Origin of the sequence: Micromonospora hortensis, assembly GCF_022230935.1 — a bacterium.
GTDB lineage: Bacteria > Actinomycetota > Actinomycetes > Mycobacteriales > Micromonosporaceae > Micromonospora > Micromonospora hortensis.
The window spans coordinates 159,619-181,443 of the sequence record NZ_JAKKFE010000005.1 but is presented as its reverse complement, the minus strand read 5'-3'; the positions used below and the strand labels follow the sequence as shown (position 1 = coordinate 181,443).

The window sequence follows — 21,825 nt, the reverse complement described above, 5'->3', positions numbered from 1 at the left end:
CGGCGTACTCCTTGCGGTTCCGCGCCGTGGCGCGGTGGTGTCGTGGGTCCGCGCGCGGCGCGGACGGAAGATCTAGAGGCCCCGGGTGGGAGCGGCCGGCGACGTGCCAGCCACCTCGATGAGGTACGGGTTGCTGGCGCGCTCGCGGCCGATGGTGGTGCTGGGGCCGTGGCCGGGCAGCACGACGGTGTCGTCGGCCAGCGGAAGAATCTTGTCGCGCAGGCTGGTGAGCATGGCCGGCATGCTCCCGCCCGGCAGGTCGGTGCGGCCGATCGACCCGGCGAAGAGGACGTCACCGGAGAGGCACAGCTCGTCAGCCTCCCAGCTCGACCCGGCGCCCGGCAGCCGGAACAGCACCGACCCGCCGGTATGGCCCGGGGCATGGTCGACGGCGATCTCCAGGCCGGCGAGCGTGAGGGTGGCGCCGTCGGTCAACTCCGCCACGTCCTCCGGCTCGGTGTAGCTCAACCGGCCGCCGAAGAGCGACGTCAGATCGGTCGAGAGGCCCTTGGACGGGTCGGCCAGCATCTCCCGGTCACCGGGGTGCACGTACGCGGTGATGCCGCGCGCACCGCAGACCGGCGCGACCGAGAAGGTGTGGTCGAGGTGGCCGTGGGTGAGCAGCACGGCGGCCGGATGCAGGCGGTGCTCGGCGAGCAGCGCGTCGAGCTGGTCGAGCACCCCGATGCCGGGGTCGACCACCACGCACTGCTCCCCCGGCGCGGTGGCAACCACGTAGCAGTTGGTGCCGAAGGCGTCCGCGGGAAAGCCGGCCACGAGCACGGGCGCTGTCCTTTCCGTCGAGCAGCTGTCGTCCTGCACAGCAGCCTATCGGGCGCGCCGAGCGAGTTTGCCGCGTCCGTCCCACGCGTCCCGCACGGCACAGTGACAACCTCCGATAAGCGCTGCTCGGAACGGGGTGGACCTCGTACACCACATTCTCAGTGACTAGCCGTACACTCTGGCGGGCGTGTGGCGCGGCACACGTGACGCCCGGACGGGCCGGGGCGACCGGCCGCCGGCGACGACCAGGTAGAGGAAAGGGGAGCACGGGTGGCTTCCAGCAGGGACCGGCAGCGCAAACTGGCGCGGGCCAAGCTCGACCGGCAGTTGGCTCGCCGGGCCGCCTCGACGCGGCGCCGACGGCAGATCCAGGCCGGAGTTGGCGCCGCTCTGATCCTCGTGTTGGTAGTGGCCGGCTCAGCCTGGGCGCTCGGGGCGTTCGACTCCGACCCGAAGCAGAACACGGCCGCGGAGGACACCTGCCTCTGGACGCCGCAGGACGCGACGGCAAACACCAATCTCAAGGACGTCGGCACTCCGGCCACCAAGGATCTGCCCACCGACGGCACCCGGGCGATGACGGTGACCACCAACCAGGGCGCGCCGATCACCACGGAACTGAACCTGACCAACTCTCCGTGCGCGGCGGCGAGCATCGCCCACCTGGCGAGCAGGTCGTTCTACGACAACACCAAGTGCCACGAGATCACCGCCGAGGGCGCGCTGCGTTGCGGCGACCCCAGCGGCACGGGTCTTGGCGGGCCGACCTACTCGTTCTACGACGAGGAGGTGCCGACCGTGCCGTCGGCGTCGCCGTCGGCCAGTCCGGCCCCCGGGCAGCCCCCGACCTACCCGAAGGGCACGGTGACGATGGTCTCCAACCCGCCGGGCAGCAACGGCAGCCAGTTCCTGATCTTCTTCAAGGACTTCACCACCGCCGACCCGAAGTACCCGGTCATCGGCCGGGTGACCGGCGGGCTGGACGTGGTGGAGAAGATCGGCGCCCTCCCGACCGTGGACAATGGGACCGGGGCGAAGATCAAGCCCAGCACCGATGTGACGATCCAGAGCCTCACGGTCGGTGAGCCGGTCACCGGTGCGGCACCGGCTCCCTCGGCCTCCGGCACCCCGGCCAGCAGCCCGAGCGCCGGCTGACCGGACGCCACCACCCACCCAAGCGGCACCCAGCAGCAAACAGCCAGGAGGATCCAGGCGTGACGTCCACCAGAGAGCGGCAGCGCGCGGCGGCACGCGCCCGGCTCGAGAAGGAGATGGCCGAGCGTGCGGCCAAGGCCCGCAAGCGCCGGCAGACGACGGCGATCGTCAGCGCGGCTGCCGCGCTGGTGCTCGTGGTCGCCGGCACCGTCTGGCTGGCGGTGAGCCTCGGCGGCGACGACGACGACAAGAGCGACACCGCCGCGCCGGCGGCGGGCGCGGCCGAGTGCGTGTACAACGCGGTGCCCACCGAGCAGCGGCCCCCGCAGATCAAGGACGTGGGTTCGCCGAGCAACCAGCAGTCCGCCAAGGGCGTCCAGACCATGACGATCGACACCAACCTCGGCCCGATCACCGCCAAGGTCGACAGGTCGCTGGTGCCGTGCACGGCGGGCAGCTTCACCCACCTCGCGGAGAAGAACTTCTTCGACAACACCAAGTGCCACCGCCTGGTGACCGAGGGCATCAAGGTGTTGCAGTGCGGTGACCCCAGCGCCACCGGCAACGGCTGGCGCCCCACCGACGGCCAGGGCGGCCCGAGCTACCGCCTGCCCGAGGAGAACCTGCCCACCGACAAGCGCCCACCGTACCCGGAGGGCGTCATCGCGATGGCCAACTCCGGTCAGCCGGGCAGCACCGGCAGCCAGTTCTTCATCGTCTACGGCGACTCGCCCCTGGACCCGGCGTACACGGTGCTGGGCACCATCACTGGCGGCCTGGACCTGGTCAAGGACGTGGCCAAGGCCGGCGACGACGGGGCGTTCGCCCAGCAGGCCGGCGGCGGCCACCCGAAGAAGGAGGTCATCATCAAGGACCTCACGATGAGCAACCCGCAGGGCTGACCCCCCGCGCGCACGACGAAGCGCCCGCCGGCTGAGCCGGCGGGCGCTGTCGCGTTCTCGGGGTACGCGTCGAGCCGCGGAACTGACCCGGTGGGTGTCAGGCCCCGGAGGTGACCCGGTAGGCGTCGAAGACGCCGTCGACCTTGCGAACCGTGGCCAGCAGGTGGCCGAGGTGCTTCGGGTCGGCCATCTCGAAGCTGAACCGGCTCACCGCCACCCGGTCACGGGTGGTGGTGACGGTGGCGGAGAGGATGTTGACCCGCTCGTCGGAGAGCACCCGGGTGACGTCGGCCAGCAGCTTGTGCCGGTCCAGGGCCTCGACCTGGATGGCGACCAGGAACGTCGAGGCTGAGGTGAGCTTCCAACTCACCTCGACGACCCGCTCGCTCTGCGCGCGCAGGTCCTCGGCGTTGGCGCAGTCGTCGCGGTGCACGCTCACCCCGCCGGAGCGGGTGACGAAGCCGAACACCGAGTCCGGTGGGACCGGTGTGCAGCAGCGGGCCAGCTTGATCCAGACGTCGCTGACGCCCCGGACCACCACGCCCGGGTCGCTGCTGCTCTGCCGGCTGCGCGGCGGTCGGGTGGCGACGGCGGTCTCGGCGATGTCCTCCGCCGCGCCCTCCTCGCCGCCGTACGCGGCCATCAGCTTCTGCACCACCGACTGGGCGGAGACCTGGCTGTCGCCGACCGCCGCGTAGAGCGAGGCCACATCGGCCAGGTGCAGGTCGCGGGCGATCGACATCAACGCGTCGGAGGTGAGCATCCGCTGCAACGGCATGCCCTGCTTGCGCATCGCCTTGACGATCGCGTCCTTGCCGGCCTCGATCGCCTCCTCGCGCCGCTCCTTGTTGAAGTACTGCCGGATCTTCGTCCGGGCGCGCGGGCTCTTGACGAAGCCCAGCCAGTCCTGCGTGGGGCCGGCCGTCTCGGACTTCGACGTGAAGATCTCGATCACGTCGCCGTTGGACAGCGTCGACTCCAGCGGCACCAGCTTGCCGTTGACCCGCGCCCCGATGCACTTGTGCCCGACCTCGGTGTGCACCGCGTACGCGAAGTCCACGGGTGTCGACCCGGTCGGCAGCGGGATGACGTCACCCTTCGGGGTGAAGACGTACACCTCCTGGCTGGACAGGTCGAAGCGCAGCGCGTCGAGGAACTCGCTCGGGTCGGCCGCCTCCCGTTGCCAGTCGAGCAGCTGCCGCAGCCAGGTCATCTCGTCGATGTGCGCGGGCGGGCCGACGATCTGAGTGCCCTTGTGCTCCTTGTACTTCCAGTGTGCGGCGATGCCGAACTCCGCGGTGCGGTGCATCGCGTACGTGCGGATCTGCATCTCCACCGGCTTGCCGGTGGGCCCGATGACAGTCGTGTGCAACGACTGGTACATGTTGAACTTGGGCATCGCGATGTAGTCCTTGAACCGGCCCGGCACCGGCTGCCAGTTGGCGTGGATGACCCCCAGCGCCGCGTAGCAGTCGCGAACCGTGTCGACCAGGATCCGCACACCGACCAGGTCGTAGATGTCGTTGAAGTCGCGACCCCGCACGATCATCTTCTGGTAGATCGAGTAGAGGTGCTTCGGCCGCCCGGTGGTCTCCGCCTTGATCTTGGCGGCCTTCAGGTCGGTCTGCACCTTCTGCGTCACCTGCCGCAGCAGCGCCTCGCGCTGCGGCTGGTGCTCCCCGATGAGCCGGTTGATCTCCTCGTAGCGCTTCGGGAAGAGCGTGCCGAAGGACAGGTCCTCCAGCTCCCACTTGATCGTGTTCATACCGAGCCGGTGCGCCAGCGGCGCCAGGATCTCCAGCGTCTCCTTGGCCTTCTGCTCCTGCTTGGGGCGGGGCAGGAAGGTCAGGGTGCGCATGTTGTGCAACCGGTCCGCCAGCTTGATCACCAGCACCCGCGGGTCCTTGGCCATGGCCACGACCATCTTGCGGATCGTCTCGGCCTTCGCCGCGTCGCCCAGCTTGACCTTGTCGAGCTTGGTGACGCCGTCGACCAGCAGGGCGACCTCGCCACCGAAGTCGGCCCGCATCTGGTCGAGGGTGTACTCGGTGTCCTCGATGGTGTCGTGCAGCAGCGCGGCGACCAGCGTGGTGGTGTCCATCCCCAGGTTGCCGAGGATGGTCGCCACCGCCAGGGGGTGGGTGATGTAGGGGTCACCGGACTTGCGGTACTGCCCGGAGTGCCACCGCGCTGCCGTGTCGAAGGCGCGCTGGAGCAGCCGGGCGTCCGCCTTGGGGTGGTTGTCCCGGTGGCTGGCGATGAGCGGCTCCAGCACCTCGCTGACCTGGGAGGTCTGCCAGGGCGCGTTGAACCGGGCCAGCCTGGCCCGGACCCGCCGACCGGTAGGCGCGTTGGACAGCCCGAAGCCACCGCTGGGCGACGGGTCGATGCCCGCGTCGGTCGGGAACGGCACCACGACGCCATCGGCGCCGGGGGACGCCTCGGCGCTCGGCGGGCCGCTGGTCGGACGCACCGCGCTCTCGCCGGGAGCCCGGCCGGAGCCGTTGCCGGTGCCCGTCACCCGGGCCGGCGCGTCGCCTGTCCGGTCGGTCACCGAGCCGTCAGCGTCGCCTGTCGGGTGCACCGTGCCCTCCGCCGGAGGGACGACATCGTGGGACACCGGCCTCCTCACCGCTCGCCGGAAACACGCCGGCCGAAGATCGGCCGGCCTGGTCTCGCTCGCCGGACGGGATACCGCCGGCGTCAGCAAAGGGCAATGCTACCCGCACGGACGGCCCCCTGCCGCTCCGCCGGACGGTCGGCGCCGGGTCCATCCGACGGGTCCCGGATCAAACGGTCAGCAGAGTATCGACCGGTTCAAACGGTCAACAGGGCGTGCACAGGACGCGGCGCCAGTCGCTCGCGCCCGCCCAGAAAGCCGAGCTCCAACAGCACCGTGAAGCCGGTGACGGTGCCGCCGGCCCGCTCGACCAGGTCCAGTGTCGCCTCAGCGGTGCCACCGGTGGCCAGCACGTCGTCGACCACCAGGACCCGGTGCCCGGCGGTGAAGGCGTCCTCGTGCACTTCGAGGGTGGCCTCGCCGTACTCCAGCTCGTAGGAGACCGAGTGCGCCGGGCGGGGCAGCTTGCCGGCCTTCCGCACCGGCACCACGCCCACCCCGGTCGCGTACGCGATGGCCGCCGCCACGACGAACCCCCGCGCCTCGATGCCGACCACCACGTCGAAGGCGTCCCGCCCGTGGTACGCGACGATCCCGTCGATCACCTCACGGAAGACCTTGCCGTCGGCGAACAGTGGCATCAGGTCCTTGAACATGACGCCGGGCTTGGGGAAGTCGGGCACGTCCAGCACCCGACTGGCGACCAGTCGGGCGACCTCCGGGCCACTGTCCCCGCGCGCTGCGGTGCTGTGGGTCTCCGTCACGGCTGTTTCGCTCCCCTTCGACGACGAACGGCGTCCGGCAACAGCATGCCGGACGCCGTTCGGGTGTTTCCTGTCGGGTCAGCGCCGCTTGGCGCCACCCGGCCGGTTGCCGCCGCCACCCGGGCGACCGCCCCGGGCGCCGGTGGGCCGCTTGCCCGTCGGCCGAGCGCCCACCTTGGGGGCGGCACCGGCCAACGCGGCGGCGTCCTGGTCGACCGGCTCGTCGGTCGCGTCGGCCTGGGCCACCGGGCTCGCGGCAGCGCCCTTACCGGTGACCTCGCCGCGGCCGACAGCGCCCCGCCGGGTCAGGACGCGCTTGTTGTGCGCCTGGATCCGCGGGTCGTAGTTCTTCAGCAGCGCCAGCAGCGGGGTGGCCACCAGGATGGAGGTCAGGAACGCCACCGCCATACCGACGAACAGCACCAGACCGAGGTCCTTCAGCGTGCCGGCGCCGAGCAGGCCGGCACCGATGAAGAGCAGACCGCCGACCGGCAGCAGGGCGACCACCGAGGTGTTCAACGACCGCATCAGGCTCTGGTTGATGGCCAGGTTGGACGCCTCGGCGTACGTCTGGTTGTTGTTGGCCGTGATGCCCCGGGTGTTCTCCTGGACCTTGTCGAAGACCACCACCACGTCGTAGAGCGCGAAGCCCAGGATGGTGAGGAAGCCGATGATCGTCGACGGGGTGACCTCGAAGCCGACCAGCGAGTAGATGCCGGCGGTGAGGATCAGGTTGGTGATCAGCGAGGCGACAGCGGCCACTGCCATCCGCCACTCGAAGCGCAGGATCAGGTAGACCATCACCAGCGCGATGAAGATGACCAGACCGAGTACGGCACGCTCGGTCACCTGGCTGCCCCAGGCCTCACTGACCTGGTTGTCGCTGATCTGGTCGGCGCTGATGCCGAGGTCCTCGGCGATCTGGGCCTTGACCGCGGTGGCCTGCTCGGCGGTGAGCTGCGGCGTGCGCAGCTCGTAGGAGTCGCCGCCCGGGCCGCCGACCTTCTGCGTGGTGGCCACCGTGACGCCGGTGTTCTCGGCGGCGAGGGCAGAGTTGACCTCCCGCTCGGCGTCGTCCAGGGTGCCGACGCTGGCCGGCACCTGGAACGAGTTACCGCCGGCGAACTCGATGCCCAGGCTGAACCCACGAATCGAGAAGCTGAGGATCGCGATCAGGACCAGGAGCCCGGCGACGCCGAACCAGAGCTTGCGTCGACCGACGATGTTGAGACCGGCCTCGCCGTTGTAGAGGCGGCTCGCCAGACCGTTTTCAGCCATCTCAGGCCTCCTTGGCGCGCGGGTTGCGGGGCTGAGTCGGCTGGTTGCGGGCCGGCAGTGCCCGGCCCAGACCGCTGACCCGCGGGGACAGGAACGCCTGGGTCCGGGCGAACATCGTCATGATCGGGTGCCGGAAGAGGAAGACCACCACCAGGTCCAGCACGGTGGCCAGGCCCAGCGCGAACGCGAAGCCCTTGACCGTGCCGACCGAGACCACGTAGAGCACCACAGCGGAGAGCAGGGTGATCGCGTTGGCCGAGATGATCGTCCGACGGGCCCGGATCCAGGCGCGGGGCACCGCGCTACGCGGGCTGCGCCCCTCCCGGATCTCGTCTTTCAGTCGTTCGAAGTAGATGACGAACGAGTCCGCCGCCACACCGAGCGAGACGATCATTCCGGCGATGCCGGCGAGGGTGAGCGTGAAGCCGATCTGCCGGCCGAGCACCACCAGCGCGCCGAAGACCAGCAGCGCGGAGAGGATGAGGCTCAGGAAGATCACCGAGCCGAGCAGCCGGTAGTAGAAGAACGCGTAGATGATGACCAGCAGCATGCCGATGCCCGCCGCGAGCAGACCGGCGCGCAGGTGGCTGGCACCCAGCGTGGCGGTGACGTTCTGCGCCTCCTGCTGCTCGAAGGTCACCGGCAGTGCGCCGTAGCGGAGCTGACCGGCGAGGGTGCTGGCGTCCTTCTGGGTGAAGGTGCCGGTGATCTGGGAGTTGCCGGTCAGCACGCCCTGGATCTCCGGGGAGGAGACGATCTTGTTGTCCAGTACGACGGCCACTCGGCACTTGCCGTCCTGGCCCAGCGCTGTCGCGTCGCAGGCCTGGCCCTCGTTGTTGAACGCCTCACGGGTCAGCGAGGTCCACTTGCCCTGGCCGTCGCCGGTGAAGTCCAGGCTGACCACCCAGGCGTTGGTCTGGTCGAGCACCGCGTCGGCGTCGGACACGTCGGTGCCCTCGACCTTGGCCTGGTCGAGCAGGTACTTCGACGCGCCGTCCTCGCAGGAGACCACCTGCTGCTTCGGGTCGGAGATCGACGCCGGGGGGCGCTGGTCGAGCTGCGTGCAGCCGATCGTCGGCACGTTGAACTGCATCTGCGCCGGCAGCACCGCCACCTCCTGCGGAGACAGCGTGCCGAACGGCTTGAGCTTCTCGGCCAGCGACGGGTCGGCGGTCAGATCGGCCGGGGCCTGCAACCCGTTGGCGGCCTGCCACGCGGCGGCGCCGACCTTCTGCTCGACGACCTTGCGCTGCTGCTCGACACTGGCCGGCACCGGTTCGGCGCTGGCGCTGGGCGCGGCGGCGCTCGGCGAGGCCGTGGCGGACGCGGAGGGGGTCGGTGTGGCGCTGGGCGACGCCGGGGCCATTCCGCCCTGACCGCCGCTGGGCGACGAGGTCACCTTCGGCGAGGCGCTGCCCGTCGGGGTCGGGGTCGCGCTGCCGGTCGGGGTCGCGCTACCGGACGGGGCCGGCGTGGCGGCGGGCGGCACGGCGGCCGTCCCACTGCCGTCGGCGCCCTTGAGCACCTTGCGGAAGCGCAGCTCAGCCGCTTCGCCCACGTCGTCGAGGTTCCGGTTCTCACCGGGCAGGGAGATGACGATGTTGCGGTTGCCCTCGGTGACCACCTCGGCCTCGGCCACGCCGAACGCGTTGACCCGGCTCTCGATGATCTCGCGGGCCTCCTCGAGGTTCTCCGCCGTCGGGGGCTTGCCGTCGACGCTGTTGGTCGCCTCCAGTGTCACCCGCGTGCCGCCGATGAGGTCCAGGCCGAGCTTGGGCTCGAGCCGGTCCTTCCAGCTGCCGCTGGCGCCAGCGAAGAACACCAAAAGATAGAGGACCACGAAGATGAACCCGAGCACGGCGAGCTGCCGCCCGGGGCGCATCTGTCCCTGAGGTGGTGCCACGGCTGTCCTGTCTCCCTGTACGGTCGCGCCGCTGTCGCAGCGGCGGCGGTGTCGGGCCGGGGGTCCTGCCCGACGGGGTCTGCCTTGAGCCGACGGAGTGCCGACACGAGGACCGGGCACCCCGGCGCGGAACGCCGACGGTCACGGGAACGTGCCGACGCCCGGCGTCGACCCAACTATCCAGTTTTCACGTCTCGCCCGCTGCCCCGTTCGGGCGCGACGACCCGGAAGTCGGCCGACCGGCCGTACGCCGCAATCGCCGCTCCCGAGGGGAGGGGTCAGTCCTTGACGGTGTCCGCGTCCTCGGTGACCGGCTCGCTCGGCAGCTCCGCGCGGGTGACCACCCGCGCGATGGCCGGACGGGCGTAGCGGGTCTGCACGCCCGGGGCGACCTCGATCAGGACGGTGTCGTCCTCGATGCCGGTGACCGTGCCGTAGAGCCCACCGATGGTCACGACCTCGTCGCCAGGGCCGAGGTTGGACTGCATCGCCTCCGCCTCTTTGCGGCGCTTCTGCTGGGGCCGGATCATCATGAAGTACATGACACCGAAGAGCAGGGCGATCATCAGGATCGGCGTGATACCGCCGGCCCCGCCACCCGCTGCTGCCAATTGCACGGTTACTGACCTTCCCATTGGCCACCTGCCCGGCACCGGGGTGCCGGAGCGGAGGCGGATTCTCACGTCCTGTACAGACCGCGGCGAAGTCTAAACCCTGCACCTGAGAACGCCGAATGCGGCACAGATCACGTTCACATCACGGCTGATCGACATCCAAGGAGAACAAGTCGGGCACAGGCGGACTATCCGCACCAAATGTACCATTCGGCGGCGTGCGCCCCAGATGCCGCCAGGCGGCCTCGGTCGCCACCCGACCCCTGGGCGTACGGGCCAACAGCCCGGCCCGCACCAGGAACGGCTCGCAGACCTCCTCGACAGTGTCCGGCTGCTCCCCCACCGCCACGGCGAGGGTGGACAACCCGACCGGACCGCCCCGGAACGAGTCGACCAACGCGGTCAACACCGCGCGGTCCAGCCGGTCCAGGCCGAGCGCGTCCACGTCGTACACGATCAGGGCCGCGCGGGCGGTGTCGAGGTCGACCACCCCGTCCGCCCGGACCTCGGCGTAGTCGCGGACCCGGCGCAGCAGCCGGTTCGCGATCCGTGGCGTGCCCCGGGACCGACCGGCGATCTCGACAGCGCCCTCCGGGGTGATCGGCACCCCCAGGATCCGCGCCGAACGGTGCAGCAGCGTCTCCAGATCCGCCGGGGCGTAGAAGTCGAGGTGCGCCACGAAGCCGAACCGGTCCCGCATCGGCCCGGTCAACAGGCCCGAGCGGGTCGTCGCGCCGACGAGGGTGAACGGCTCGACGTCCAGCGGGATCGCCGTCGCCCCCGGCCCCTTGCCCACCACCACGTCGACCCGGAAGTCCTCCATCGCGCTGTACAGCAACTCCTCGGCCGGCCGCGCGATCCGGTGGATCTCGTCGATGAAGAGCACGTCGCCCTCGGCGAGGCTGGTCAGGATCGCCGCCAGATCACCGGAACGCTCGATCGCCGGGCCGCTGGTCACCCGGATGCCCGCGCCCAGCTCGGCGGCGACGATGTTGGCCAGGCTCGTCTTGCCCAACCCGGGCGGGCCGGAGAGCAGGATGTGATCCGGCGGCGACCCCCGCCGCATCGCGCCCTGCAACAACAGGTCGAGCTGGTCGCGCACCCGGTCCTGGGCGATGAACTCGGCCAGCCGCCTCGGCCGTACCGTGGCCTCCGCGTCCCGGTCGGCGTCGCTGACGTACGCCGAGACGAGCCCCTCGGTCTCGCTCATCGTGCCCTCTTCATTCGCGACTGCGAGGCTCGCAAATCCGGCTCACTCCTCGCGCTCATCGCGCCGCCGCCCGTCGCGGCCGGGCGGTCATCGGGTACGGCCCAGCAGTCGGATGGCCTGCTTGAGCAGGACCGGCACCGGCGGGGTCTCACCCTCGATCGACTCCGCCACCGCGGCGACAGCCTGATCGGCCTGCCCGGCCGTCCAGCCCAGCCCCACCAGCGCCTGCCGGACCTGGTCGGGCCAGCTGCCGCGGGTCACCCCGGCCGCCCCGTCGGCGCCGATCGGCACCGGGCCGATCCGGTCGCGTAGCTCCAGCACCAGGCGTTCCGCGCCCTTCTTGCCGATCCCGGGTACGCGGGTCAGGGCGGCCGTGTCGGCGTTGGCGATCGCCTTGCGCACCGCGTCCGGGGTGTGCACCGCCAGCACCGCCTGGGCCAGCCGCGGGCCGACCCCACTGGCGGTCTGGAGCAGCTCGAACAGTGACTTGGCGTCGTCGTCCGCGAAGCCGTAGAGGGTCAGCGAGTCTTCCCGCACGATCAAGCTGGTGGCGAGCCGGGCGACCTGGCCGACCCGCAGCTCCGCGAGGGTTCCCGGGGCGCAGTGCACAGCGAGACCGACCCCGCCGACCTCGATCACGGCCTGGTCCGGACCCGTCGCGGTCACCGTGCCGCGCACGCTGGCGATCATCGCGCTCCTCCTCGTCGTGCCCGGTCCGCCGCGGCGGCGATCTTGGACCGGGTCCCGCCGCGCCACACGTGGCAGATGGCCAGAGCCAGCGCGTCGGCGGCGTCCGCCGGCTTCGGCGGCTCGGCCAGTCGCAACAACCGGGTCACCATGGCGGTCATCTGCGCCTTGTCGGCCTGACCGGACCCGGTCACGGCGGCCTTCACCTCGCTCGGGGTGTACGTCTGCACCGGCAGCCCGGCCCGCGCCCCGGCCAGCACGGCGATGCCACTGGCCTGCGCGGTGCCCATCACGGTACGAACGTTGTGCTGGCTGAACACCCGCTCGACGGCGACGCTCTCCGGTTGGTGCTCGGCGACCAGCTTGTTCAGCGACCGGTCCAGGTGCAACAGGCGCAACGCCAGGTCGTCGGCCGGGTCGGTGTAGACCACGTAGTAGGCGACCAGGGTGCAGGGCCGGCCGGGCACACCCTCGACCACGCCCACCCCACACCGGGTCAACCCCGGGTCCACACCGAGCACGCGCACGCCGCCCCCTCCCCAGCCGTCAGCAGTACGTGTGTTCGACACCCTAACCGGCGCCGTTCCCACCAGCCCCACGGGACACGCCCTCCGCACCCCGCCCAGCCCCCTACGACGCCCTCGGCCGTCAAGGTCACGCTCGATCCTGGATGTAGTGGCCACGACTAGCCGGGATGCCACTACATCCAGGATGCTGCGCGATCTTGCAGCGCGAGGCGCGGCGGCACCAGGAGTGGTGGGACCGCGGCGCGGCGGTGGGGCGGGAGCGGGGTGGGGTGGGAGCGACGGCGGGGTGGGAGCGGAGCGGGTGGCGGGGGCGGGTGGGGCCACACAGCTTTGGTGCGGAGTATGTGTCGCTGGCCCATGTGCCGGGGAGCACACAGCTCGTAACTTCTTGCGCCATGACGGCAGAACCCGTGGTGGTCCCCCACGTCGTACAGGTCGACCTCTCCGGTCGGACCGCCCTGGTGACCGGGGGCGGCGGCGGCATCGGGCGGGCGTGTGCCCTGCGGCTGGGCGCGGCCGGCGCCAAGGTGCTCGTGGTGGACCGCAACCTGGAGGCGGCCAAGGCGGTGGCCGCCGAGGCAGGTGGCCGGGCCGAGGGCGTGGACCTGTCCGACGCCGCGGCGGTGGATTCGCTCGACGTGGACGTGGACATCGTGGTGAACAACGCGGGGCTCCAGCACGTCGCGCCGTTGCAGGACTTTCCCGTCGAGCGTTTCGAGTACATCCAGCGGGTGATGGTGGAGGCGCCGTTCCTGCTGATCCGCCGGGCGCTGCCGCACATGTACGCCCGGGGCTGGGGGCGGATCGTCAACATCTCCTCGGTGCACGGGTTGCGTGCCTCGCCGTACAAGGCGGCCTACGTCTCGGCGAAGCACGCCCTGGAGGGGCTGTCGAAGGTGGTCGCGTTGGAGGGCGCCGCGCACGGGGTCACCGCCAACTGCATCAACCCGGCGTACGTGCGTACCGCACTGGTGGAGAGCCAGATCGCCGACCAGGCTGCCAGTCACGGCATCGACGAGGCCGAGGTGATCGAGAAGATCATGTTGGCCCGGGCCGCGATCAAACGGTTGATCGAGCCGGAGGAGGTGGCCGAGCTGCTGGCGTACCTCTGCTCGCCGCCGGCGGCGTTCATCACCGGGGCGTCGATCGCCCTCGACGGGGGCTGGACGGCCAACTAGTGGGGCTGAGCACAATGTCGACCATGTCTTCGCCGGTGGAGTTCCTGGAGCTGCTCGCCCGAGAGGCCGCGGCGGTCGAGTTCGAGGGGCCGCTGGTGGCCGCGCGGGCCGCCGGGCTGCCGCCGGACCGGCTGGCCGAGTTGGAGCAGGCCAAGTCGGTGGCGTTGCGGGTCCGGGCGCTGCTGGAGCGTCGCCGCCGCCGGGAGAGCGAGCTGTCCGGCCTGTACGACACCGTCAGCGACCTGGCTGGGCTGCGCGATCTGGACGACGTGTTGCGGGCGATCGTGCACCGGGCCCGTCACCTGCTCGGCGCGGACGTGGCGTACATGACGCTCAACGACGACGAACGTGGCGACACCTACATGCGGGTGACCGACGGCTCGGTCTCGGCCCGTTTCCAGCGGCTGCGCCTGCCGATGGGCGCTGGTCTCGGTGGCCTGGTGGCCCAGTCCGGCGCCCCGTACGTCACCGCCAACTACGGCGAGGACGCGCGCTTCCACCACACCGGTGAGATCGACGCCGGGGTGGGCGAGGAGGGTCTGGTGGCGATCCTGGGGGTGCCGCTGCGGCTCGGCTCGACCTCGATCGGGGTGCTCTACTCGGCCAACCGTTCGGCCCGGCCGTTCGTCCGGGAGGAGGTGGCGCTGCTGGTGTCGCTGGCCGCGCACGCCGCGGTGGCGATCGACACCGCTCGGCTGCTGACCGAGACCCGTTCGGCGTTGGCCGAGTTGTCGGCGGCGAACACCACCATCCGGGCGCACAGCAGCTCGGTGGAGCGGGCCGCGGCGGCACACGACCGGATGACAGCGCTGGTGCTGCGCGGCGGTGGCGTGGAGGACGTGGCGGCCGCGGTGACCGAGGTGCTGGGCGGCGCGCTGCTGGCGTTGGACGCCGAGGGTCGCCTGCTGGCCCGGGTGGGTGAGATCGAGGAGCCGGACCGCGCGGACATCGTCGAGGCGGTGGCCGCGTCCCGGACCGAGGGGCGCAGCGTACGCCGGGGTCCGCTCTGGTACGCGGCGGTGGTGGCCGGCGCGGAGAATTTGGGTGCCCTGGTGCTGCGCCCGGACGACGAGTTGGTCGACGCCGACCAGCGCATCCTGGAGCGGGCGGCGTTGGTGACGGCGCTGCTGCTGCTGTTCCGCCGGACGGTCGCGGAGGCGGAGGGGCGGGTGCGTGGCGAGTTGCTGGACGACCTGATCGCCCGCCCGCTGCGCGACACCGACGCGCTGCGCAGTCGGGCCCGCCGGCTCGGGGTGGACCTGGACGCGCCGCACGTGCTGGTGGCGGTGGGCGACGACGCGATCGCCGCGACCGGCTCGGCTCGGCAGCGGGTGCTCTCCTGGGCCACCACGTACGCGTCGGCGCGCGGCGGGCTGGCCGCGGCGCGCGACGGCCGGGTGGTTTTGATGTTGCCGGGGTTGGACGCGGGCGGCAGCGCCCGCGCGGTGGCCCGGGACCTGTCCCGGGTGACAGGTCGACCGGTGACCGCCGGGGCGAGTGGCCCGTCGGACACACCGGCGGCGCTGGCCCGGACGTTCCAGGAGGCGGACCGGTGCCTGACGGCGCTGGGCGCGCTGGGCCGTGCCGGGCAGGGCGCGAGCACTGTGGAGTTGGGCTTCGTCGGGTTGTTGCTGGGCACTGTCGGTGACCGGGGTGAGAAGGACGTGACCGAGTTCCTCGGCGCCACCGTCGGGCCGGTCCTCGACTACGACGCCCGGCGTGGCACGGCTCTGGTGAAGACGCTGGAGGCGTACTTCGGGGTGGGCGGCAGCCTGGCCCGGGCCGCCGAGCAACTGCACGTGCACGTCAACACGGTGACCCAGCGGTTGGAGCGGGTCGGGCAGTTGCTCGGCGTCGACTGGCAGCGGCCCGAGCGGGCGTTGGAGGTGCAGCTCGCGCTACGCCTGCACCGACTGCGGGCGCCGGCCGGCTGACCGAAGCCGGCCGGCGGCACGAACGCCGCCGACCGGGCACTCGGCGTCAGCGGGCCTGGATGCCTTCCAGCACGGCGTCGACGACCCGCTCGGGGAGGGTCTGCTCGTCCAGGTCCGGGTTCCACTGGAGCACCCGCTGGATCAGCATCGGCCCGGTGAGCAGCGCCATCGTCACCTCGACGTCGATGTCGGCCCGGAGCACCCCCTCGTCGATGCCGCGCCGCAGCACCTCGCGCATCAACTGCCGGCGGGGCGAGATGATGTTCTGGTAGAGCTGGAACTGGTCGGCGCTGCGGTTCACGGCGGGCGCCAGGCAGGGCATGATCTTGGCCGCTCGCGGGTCGACGTTCTTGCCGATCGCGCCGACCAGCAGCACCAGGTCGTCGCGGACGGAGTGGCCCGCCGGCTGGGCCAGGACGCCCTTGAGGCGGCGCAACGCGTCCAGCAGCAACGCGTCCTTGCCGGCCCAGCGGCGGTAGATGGTGGCCTTGCCGACCCCGGCCCGGGTGGCGATCGCCTCGATCGAGAGCGCCTCGATGGTGCTGCCCTCGGCGAGCAGGTCGAGGGTGGCCTCGATGATCGCCTCGTCGGCGCGGAGGCTCCGCGGTCGACCGGGCGACCGCGGAGCATCGGCAGTGGACGTCATGTCCGCCATCCTCCCCGAACCTATGCCGTGCCGGCCAGCTCAGGCTCGGCGACCGGCACCGCCGGGGCGACGCTCGTGTCCTCCTTGCCCGGCATCCAGCGCAGCACCACGATGATCCCGAGTGCGGCGATCACCGCGGAGAGCCCGGCCGCCCAGTGCATGGCGGTGACGAAGGCGTCGTTGGCCGCCGAGATCAGCGCCGGCGCCGCCGGCCCGAGCTGGCCCGCCGCCGCGTACGCACCGGAGATCGACTCGTTGGCCGCGTCCTGGGCCTGCGTGGGCAGACCGGTCAGCGCGTCACCGATGTCGCTGCGGTAGACGGCGGAGAGCACCGAGCCGAGGATGGCCACGCCGAGTGCGCCGGCCACCTGGCGGATGGTGTTGCTGACCGCGGAGCCCACCCCGGCCTTCTCCCGGGGCAGCGCCGACATGATCGACTCGGTGGCCGGCGGCATGATGTTGGCCATCCCGGCGCCCTGGATGAGGAAGACGAGCAGCACGATCCAGATCGGGGTGGAGGCGCCGATGAAGACGAACGCGCCGAGTGACACCACTGTCAGCACCAACCCGACGGTGGCGACGGCCTTGCCGCCGTAGCGACGGACCATCGCCGCGCTGCGCGGCGCGAAGACCAGCTGGGCGCCGGCGAAGGGCAGGAAGAGCAGGCCGGTCTGCAACGGGCTGTAGTCGCGCACGAGTTGCAGGTAGAACGAGCCGAAGAACATCGAGCCCATCGCGGCGAAGAACACCAGGCCGACGATGGCGACCGGCGCGGCGAACCGGGGCACCTTGAACAGTCGGACGTCCAGCGACGGGTGGTCGCTGCGCCGCTCGTGCTGGACGAACCAGGCCAGCACCGCGACGCCGAGCAGGATCGAGCCCCAGGCCACCGGGCGGCCGAAGCCGTGCTCGCCGCCGTCGATGATGCCGTAGGAGAGGGCGACCAGGCCGACCACGGAGAGCAGCACGCCGAGCACGTCGATCCGACCGGGCCGCGGGTCACGCGACTCGGGGACCAGCAGCGCGACCAGAACCACGCCCGCGACGACCACCGGCACGTTGATCAGGAAGACCGAGCCCCACCAGAAGTGCTCCAGCAGCGCGCCGCCGAGGATCGGGCCGATCGCCACGGCGAGACCGACAGCACCGGCCCAGACCCCGATGGCCCGACCACGCTCGCGCGGGTCGAAGACGTTGGAGATGATCGACAAGGTCACCGGCATGATGGCCGCGCCGCCGACCCCCATCAGGGCGCGGGCCGCGATGAGCTGTCCGGGGCTCTGGGCGTATGCGGAGAGCAGCGACGCCAGGCCGAACAGCACCAGACCGATCATCAGGAAGCGCTTGCGACCGGCGCGGTCGCCGAGCACCCCGAAGGTGAACAGCAGCCCGGCGAAGACGAGCGTGTAGGAGTTGATGGACCACTCCAGCTCGCCCTGGCTGGCGCCGAGGCCGTGCACCGGGTCGGCCAGGGTGCGCAGGGCGACGTTGAGGATCGTGTTGTCGAGGACGACCACGAGGAGGCTGATCACCAGCACCCCCAGGATCGCCCACCGCCTCGGGTGTCCGGTGTTGTTGTGCAGCTCCATGCCGTGCTTTCCCCCCACGCTGGTCACCCGCGACGAAATACGATACGGGTCAGACTCGTAACGTGGGTCAGCCTACGACGGGTATTAACGATACGGCACCGATCCGTATCGTATGTGGTGGGCATCACGCCCGAGCGCGACCGCCAGGCAGGCGTCGACGGCCTCCGTCAACGTGCCGAGACGGACCGCCGGACCGCCGAGCGGCTCGATCCAGCCGGGCCCCGCGCCGTACACCCGAAGGAGCGGAAAGTCCCGGGCGAAGCGCACCAGGCGGTACGCGCGGCCGGTGAGCGGCGTCTGCGACCAGAGCACGACGGTGCGCGGGCGGGCCCGGTACACCGCGCTGGTGAGCGCGGACCAGGGCAGCGCCGGGCCGAGGTTCAGGCAGCCGCGACCCTGCTCGCGCAGCGCGGCGGCGAGCGCCAGCAGACCCAGACTGTGCGCCTCCTTCTCGGTGCCGGCCAGCAGCACCCCGCCGGTGGGCAGTGGCCGACCCGGCTCCCGGCGGTACGCGTCCAACCCGACCCGGACGCCCTCGAAGAGCGCGTGCTCGACGACGATCTCGGCGGCGGTACGCCCCGACAGCCGGGCCAGCAGCGGACGGCAGACCTGCTCCCAGAGCGCCGGCACGCCCCACGCCTCGACCACCTCCAGCACCAGCGTCGCGACAGCGTTGGCGTCCAGGTCCTCGGCCGCCAGCGAAACCTGCTTGTGCGCGATCTCCACGGCCTCCGCCGGCATCGGATCGGTCAGCACCAGACGTACCCCCGGGTAGACGTTCTCTACCCGGGGGTTCGCTCGAAGGGCGCGTGGCGGATGCGCCGTCGTGGGATTTTCAGCGGCGGCGAGCCGCCAGCCGGTGCACCAGCGCGGCGACGCTGCCCCAGATGCCGCGCCGGAACAGCACCACGACGAGGACGAAGATGCCGCCGGTCACCAGGCCGATCGCCTCGAACCCGGAGAACGACAGCCAGTCCTCCAGCCGGACCACGAGGGCGGCGCCGAGCACCCCACCCCAGAGGGTGCCGATCCCGCCGAGCACCACCACGATGACCGCCTTGCCGGAGGTGGTCCAGTGCAGCACGTCCAGCGAGACGAACCGGTGGCCGACAGCGAACAGCCCGCCGCCGAGGCCGGCGATGAACCCGGACAGCACGAACGCGGTGAGCTTGTAGTTGTGCACCGGGTAGCCCAGCGCCCGCGCCCGCGCCGGGTTGTCCCGGATGCCGACCAGCACCCGACCGAACGGTGAGTGCACGATCCGCCAGGCGGCGGCGAGCCCGAGCAGCACGATCGGCAGGATCGCGTAGTAGAAGAAGTAGTCGTCGGTGAGGTCGAGGCCGAACAGCTCGCGGGGCACCCCCTGGAGGCCGTTCTCGCCCTGGGTCACCGAGCGCCACTCGTTGGCGACGTAGTAGACCATCTGCGCGAAGGCCAGGGTCACCATGGCGAAGTAGATGCCGGTCCGCTTGACCGCCAGGTACCCGATCGGCACCGCCAGCACGGCCGCGGCGAGGGCACCGGCCAGCACCGCGAGGGGAAACGGCAGGCCGACGTGGATGGCCACCAGCCCGGTGACGTACGCGGAGGTGCCCCAGAACGCGGCGTGCCCGAAGGACATCAGCCCGGTGAAGCCGAGCAGCAGGTCCACCGCCACGGCGAACAGCGCCCAGCAGAGGATGTCCACAGCGACCGCCGGGTAGAGGCCGTTGGGCAGCCACGCCGCGACGGCCAGGCCGACGGCGAGCAGCGCGTACCGGACCCAGCCGGGGGCCCGGGCCACAGCGATCAGCCCGGACGGTGGCGTCGAGCGGGACGCGTCGGTAGGAGTGTCCACTGTGTTGGTCATGCGGGGGCCTCCTCCCGACCGAACAGGCCGGCCGGGCGCCAGAGCAGCACGCCGGCCATCACCACGAAGACGATCGTCTGTGAGACGAGCGGGAAGTTGGAGAGGTACGCCTCACCCCACGCCTGCACGAGTCCGATGCCGAAGCCGGCGGCGACCGACCCGAAGATCGAGCCCAGCCCGCCGATCACCACCACCGCGAACACCACGATGATCAGGTCGGCGCCCATCAGCGGGTTGACCGCGCGCATCGGCGCGGCCAGCACACCGGCGAGGCCGGCCAGCCCGATGCCGAAGCCGAAGACCGGGGTCACCCACCGTCCGACGTCGATGCCGAAGGCACGGGTCAGGTCCGGCCGTTCGGTGGCCGCACGGACCACCATGCCGATCCGGGTCCGGGTCAGCACCCACCACACCGCGACGCAGAGCAGCACCGCGAAGCCGAGGATGAACACCCGGTACGTCGGGAAGTCGAACAGCCCGAAGTCGACCGACCCGCTCAACAGCGACGGCGTCTCGTACGGGCTGGACTGCACGCCGTAGCGCAGTTTCACCAGGTCCTGAAGGATCAGCGTCAGACCGAAGGTGAGCAGGAAGTTGTAGAGCGGGTCCAGTTTGGTCAGCCGATGGATCACCGCGCGTTCCAACGCCATGCCGAGCAGACCCAACCCCACCGGCATGATCACCAGGGCGGCCCAGAACGGCACGCCCGCCTCGCTGAGCAGCACGTACGCCCCGAACGCGCCGAGCATGTAGAACGCGCCGTGGGCGAAGTTGACGACTCGCAGCATGCCGAAGATGACTGCCAGCCCGAGGGCGAGCAGGGCGTAGAACGCCCCACTCACCAACCCGTTGAACGTGTTCTGCGCGAATCCGCTCACAGCGCCCTCGCGCTCAGAGCTTGCAGTCCGCCGAGGGCGCGCGGAACGCCTCCCCGGCGGGGATCGTCTTGAGCACCTTCACGTAGTCCCACGGCTCGGCGACCTCGGACTGCGGCTTCACCTGGGCCAGGTACGCGTCGTGCACCACCCGGTGGTCCTCGGCGCGGATCTTCCCGTTGCGCAGGAAGACGTCCTCGACCGTCTTGCCCTCCAGGCCCTTGACCACGGCGTCCGCGTCGTCGGTGCCGGCGGCCTGCACCGCCTCCAGGTACTGCAACGCCGCGGAGTAGTTGGCGGCGTGCGCGAAGGTCGGCCGGGTGCCGGCCTTCTGCTGGAAGCGGTCGGCGAACTCCCGGTTCTTCGCGTCGAAGTTCCAGTACCAGGCGTCGGTGTACGTGGTGCCGGCCAGCGCCGCCGGGGTGAGCGAGTGGATGTCGGTGAGGAACATCAGCCCCACCGCCAGGCCGACGCCCTTGTCCCGCAGCTTGAACTCGTTGTACTGCTTCACCACGTTGACCAGCTCGGCGCCGGCCTGCATGGTGCCCAGCACGTCCGGCTTCGGGTTCAGGTTCGGCGCCTTGAGCAGGAAGGTGGAGAAGTCACCGCTGGTGTTCGGGAACGGCGCCCCGTCCTTGCCGACGACAGTGCCACCGGCCGCCGTGATCGCTGTGGAGAAGCTCTTCTCCATGTCCTGACCGAAGGCGTAGTTCGGGTAGAGGATGTACCAGTTCTTGCCGATCTGCTCGGTGGTGGTCTTTCCGGTGCCGTTGGCCAGCATGTACGTGTCGTACGCGTAGTGGAAGGTGTACTTGTTGCAGCTCTTGCCGGTCAGGTCGGTGGTCGCCGCACCGATGTTGAAGTAGAGCTTCTTCTTCTCCTTCGCCACGTCGGCGACCTTCAGCGCGGCCGACGAGGTGGGCACGTCCAGGATCAGGTCGACGCCCTTGCGGTCGTACATCTCCTGGGCCTTGGAGTTGGCCACGTCCGGCTTGTTCTGGTGGTCGGCGGTCTCCACAGTGATGTCTGTGGTCACCGCCTTGTCACCGTGCTTCGCGGTGAAGTCGGCGATGGCCATCTCCACCGCCGCCACCGAGTTTTTTCCGGACAACTCCGAGTACGCCCCGGACTGGTCGTTGAGCACGCCCAGCACGATCTTGTCGCCGGTCAGCTTCTGGTCGCCACTCGACTGCGGGCCACCGCCGCCGCATCCGGCGGCCAGCATCACCACGGCCGACGCCGCGGCCACACCCATCGTCCTGCGCATGCCCACTCCATCCATTCCGCGCGGCGTCGCGCGGGTCGTCGTTG

19 protein-coding genes are annotated in these 21,825 nt (G+C 70.9%); 4 read left to right on the top strand and 15 right to left on the bottom strand.

What is annotated here, in order from left to right; translation table 11 throughout:
- Positions 1-72: 72 nt before the first annotated feature.
- Entirely contained in the window at positions 73-783 is a 711-nt protein-coding gene (locus NIE111_RS03595; protein ID WP_030488361.1) for an MBL fold metallo-hydrolase, read from the bottom strand.
- Positions 784-1,053: 270 nt separating this feature from the next.
- Between NIE111_RS03595 and NIE111_RS03590 the strand changes: the two genes are divergently transcribed.
- Together NIE111_RS03590 and NIE111_RS03585 are read left to right on the top strand one after the other, a co-directional pair.
- Positions 1,054-1,938 carry a peptidylprolyl isomerase gene (locus NIE111_RS03590; RefSeq protein WP_238683009.1) on the top strand — a complete coding sequence of 295 codons (885 nt, stop codon included), beginning with the start codon at positions 1,054-1,056 and terminating at the stop codon, positions 1,936-1,938.
- 59 nt (positions 1,939-1,997) lie between these two features.
- A complete protein-coding gene (locus tag NIE111_RS03585) occupies positions 1,998-2,840 on the top strand; it encodes a peptidylprolyl isomerase (RefSeq protein ID WP_238683008.1) in 843 nt (280 codons plus the stop codon).
- 97 nt (positions 2,841-2,937) lie between these two features.
- Here NIE111_RS03585 and NIE111_RS03580 read toward each other — a convergent pair whose 3' ends face one another.
- The 8 genes from NIE111_RS03580 to ruvC all read right to left on the bottom strand — a co-directional run bounded on the left by NIE111_RS03580 (position 2,938) and on the right by ruvC (position 12,443).
- Positions 2,938-5,460, bottom strand: a complete 2,523-nt coding sequence (locus NIE111_RS03580; RefSeq protein ID WP_112584552.1) for a RelA/SpoT family protein — start codon at positions 5,458-5,460, stop codon at positions 2,938-2,940.
- Positions 5,461-5,657: 197 nt separating this feature from the next.
- Positions 5,658-6,224, bottom strand: a complete 567-nt coding sequence (locus tag NIE111_RS03575) for an adenine phosphoribosyltransferase (protein WP_238683007.1) — start codon at positions 6,222-6,224, stop codon at positions 5,658-5,660.
- Between the two features lie 78 nt (positions 6,225-6,302).
- The gene (gene secF, locus NIE111_RS03570; RefSeq protein WP_238683006.1) at positions 6,303-7,502 is read right to left on the bottom strand and encodes a protein translocase subunit SecF; all 1,200 of its coding nucleotides are present in this window, start codon (positions 7,500-7,502) and stop codon (positions 6,303-6,305) included.
- A gap of 1 nt (position 7,503) precedes the next feature.
- Positions 7,504-9,405: a protein translocase subunit SecD gene (secD, locus tag NIE111_RS03565; protein WP_238683005.1), complete on the bottom strand. Its 1,902-nt coding sequence runs from the start codon at positions 9,403-9,405 to the stop codon at positions 7,504-7,506.
- A 278-nt stretch (positions 9,406-9,683) separates the two neighbouring features.
- Positions 9,684-10,040 carry a preprotein translocase subunit YajC gene (yajC, locus tag NIE111_RS03560; protein WP_238683004.1) on the bottom strand — a complete coding sequence of 119 codons (357 nt, stop codon included), beginning with the start codon at positions 10,038-10,040 and terminating at the stop codon, positions 9,684-9,686.
- 121 nt (positions 10,041-10,161) lie between these two features.
- Positions 10,162-11,229: a Holliday junction branch migration DNA helicase RuvB gene (gene ruvB / locus NIE111_RS03555; RefSeq protein ID WP_238683003.1), complete on the bottom strand. Its 1,068-nt coding sequence runs from the start codon at positions 11,227-11,229 to the stop codon at positions 10,162-10,164.
- 87 nt (positions 11,230-11,316) lie between these two features.
- The gene (ruvA, locus tag NIE111_RS03550; protein ID WP_210784947.1) at positions 11,317-11,919 is read right to left on the bottom strand and encodes a Holliday junction branch migration protein RuvA; all 603 of its coding nucleotides are present in this window, start codon (positions 11,917-11,919) and stop codon (positions 11,317-11,319) included.
- Positions 11,916-12,443, bottom strand: coding sequence for a crossover junction endodeoxyribonuclease RuvC (ruvC, locus tag NIE111_RS03545; RefSeq protein WP_091401816.1), 528 nt, complete (start codon positions 12,441-12,443; stop codon positions 11,916-11,918). Before ruvC ends, ruvA begins: the two co-directional genes overlap by 4 nt.
- Before the next feature lie 395 nt (positions 12,444-12,838).
- Here ruvC and NIE111_RS03540 point away from each other — a divergent pair, with 395 nt between their 5' ends.
- Together NIE111_RS03540 and NIE111_RS03535 are read left to right on the top strand one after the other, a co-directional pair.
- Positions 12,839-13,621 carry a 3-hydroxybutyrate dehydrogenase gene (locus NIE111_RS03540; RefSeq protein WP_124817383.1) on the top strand — a complete coding sequence of 261 codons (783 nt, stop codon included), beginning with the start codon at positions 12,839-12,841 and terminating at the stop codon, positions 13,619-13,621.
- Between the two features lie 14 nt (positions 13,622-13,635).
- Positions 13,636-15,555, top strand: a complete 1,920-nt coding sequence (locus NIE111_RS03535) for a helix-turn-helix domain-containing protein (RefSeq protein WP_238683002.1) — start codon at positions 13,636-13,638, stop codon at positions 15,553-15,555.
- 46 nt (positions 15,556-15,601) lie between these two features.
- On the opposite strand, the gene NIE111_RS03530 is transcribed toward NIE111_RS03535, so the two are convergent.
- The 6 genes from NIE111_RS03530 to NIE111_RS03505 all read right to left on the bottom strand — a co-directional run bounded on the left by NIE111_RS03530 (position 15,602) and on the right by NIE111_RS03505 (position 21,781).
- A complete protein-coding gene (locus tag NIE111_RS03530; protein ID WP_238683001.1) occupies positions 15,602-16,210 on the bottom strand; it encodes a TetR/AcrR family transcriptional regulator in 609 nt (202 codons plus the stop codon).
- 11 nt (positions 16,211-16,221) lie between these two features.
- On the bottom strand, positions 16,222-17,790 hold the full coding sequence (locus NIE111_RS03525; RefSeq protein WP_238683032.1) for an MFS transporter: 1,569 nt from the start codon (positions 17,788-17,790) through the stop codon (positions 16,222-16,224).
- 84 nt (positions 17,791-17,874) lie between these two features.
- The gene (locus NIE111_RS03520) at positions 17,875-18,546 is read right to left on the bottom strand and encodes a transcriptional regulator (RefSeq protein ID WP_238683000.1); all 672 of its coding nucleotides are present in this window, start codon (positions 18,544-18,546) and stop codon (positions 17,875-17,877) included.
- Positions 18,547-18,625: 79 nt separating this feature from the next.
- Entirely contained in the window at positions 18,626-19,639 is a 1,014-nt protein-coding gene (locus tag NIE111_RS03515) for a branched-chain amino acid ABC transporter permease (RefSeq protein ID WP_238682999.1), read from the bottom strand.
- The gene (locus NIE111_RS03510) at positions 19,636-20,517 is read right to left on the bottom strand and encodes a branched-chain amino acid ABC transporter permease (RefSeq protein ID WP_112583340.1); all 882 of its coding nucleotides are present in this window, start codon (positions 20,515-20,517) and stop codon (positions 19,636-19,638) included. Before NIE111_RS03510 ends, NIE111_RS03515 begins: the two co-directional genes overlap by 4 nt.
- A gap of 13 nt (positions 20,518-20,530) precedes the next feature.
- Positions 20,531-21,781, bottom strand: a complete 1,251-nt coding sequence (locus tag NIE111_RS03505) for an ABC transporter substrate-binding protein (RefSeq protein WP_372488273.1) — start codon at positions 21,779-21,781, stop codon at positions 20,531-20,533.
- Positions 21,782-21,825 lie beyond the last annotated feature (44 nt).

Coding starts and splice junctions, on each gene's coding strand:
- secF (WP_238683006.1), bottom strand. CDS start 7,502: ATGGCTGAAAACGGTCTGGCGAGCCGCCTCTACAACGGCGAGGCCGGT.
- yajC (WP_238683004.1), bottom strand. CDS start 10,040: ATGGGAAGGTCAGTAACCGTGCAATTGGCAGCAGCGGGTGGCGGGGCC.
- ruvB (WP_238683003.1), bottom strand. CDS start 11,229: ATGAGCGAGACCGAGGGGCTCGTCTCGGCGTACGTCAGCGACGCCGAC.
- ruvA (WP_210784947.1), bottom strand. CDS start 11,919: ATGATCGCCAGCGTGCGCGGCACGGTGACCGCGACGGGTCCGGACCAG.
- NIE111_RS03540 (WP_124817383.1), top strand. CDS start 12,839: ATGACGGCAGAACCCGTGGTGGTCCCCCACGTCGTACAGGTCGACCTC.
- NIE111_RS03535 (WP_238683002.1), top strand. CDS start 13,636: ATGTCGACCATGTCTTCGCCGGTGGAGTTCCTGGAGCTGCTCGCCCGA.
- NIE111_RS03530 (WP_238683001.1), bottom strand. CDS start 16,210: ATGGCGGACATGACGTCCACTGCCGATGCTCCGCGGTCGCCCGGTCGA.
- NIE111_RS03525 (WP_238683032.1), bottom strand. CDS start 17,790: ATGGAGCTGCACAACAACACCGGACACCCGAGGCGGTGGGCGATCCTG.
- NIE111_RS03515 (WP_238682999.1), bottom strand. CDS start 19,639: ATGACCAACACAGTGGACACTCCTACCGACGCGTCCCGCTCGACGCCA.
- NIE111_RS03505 (WP_372488273.1), bottom strand. CDS start 21,781: ATGCGCAGGACGATGGGTGTGGCCGCGGCGTCGGCCGTGGTGATGCTG.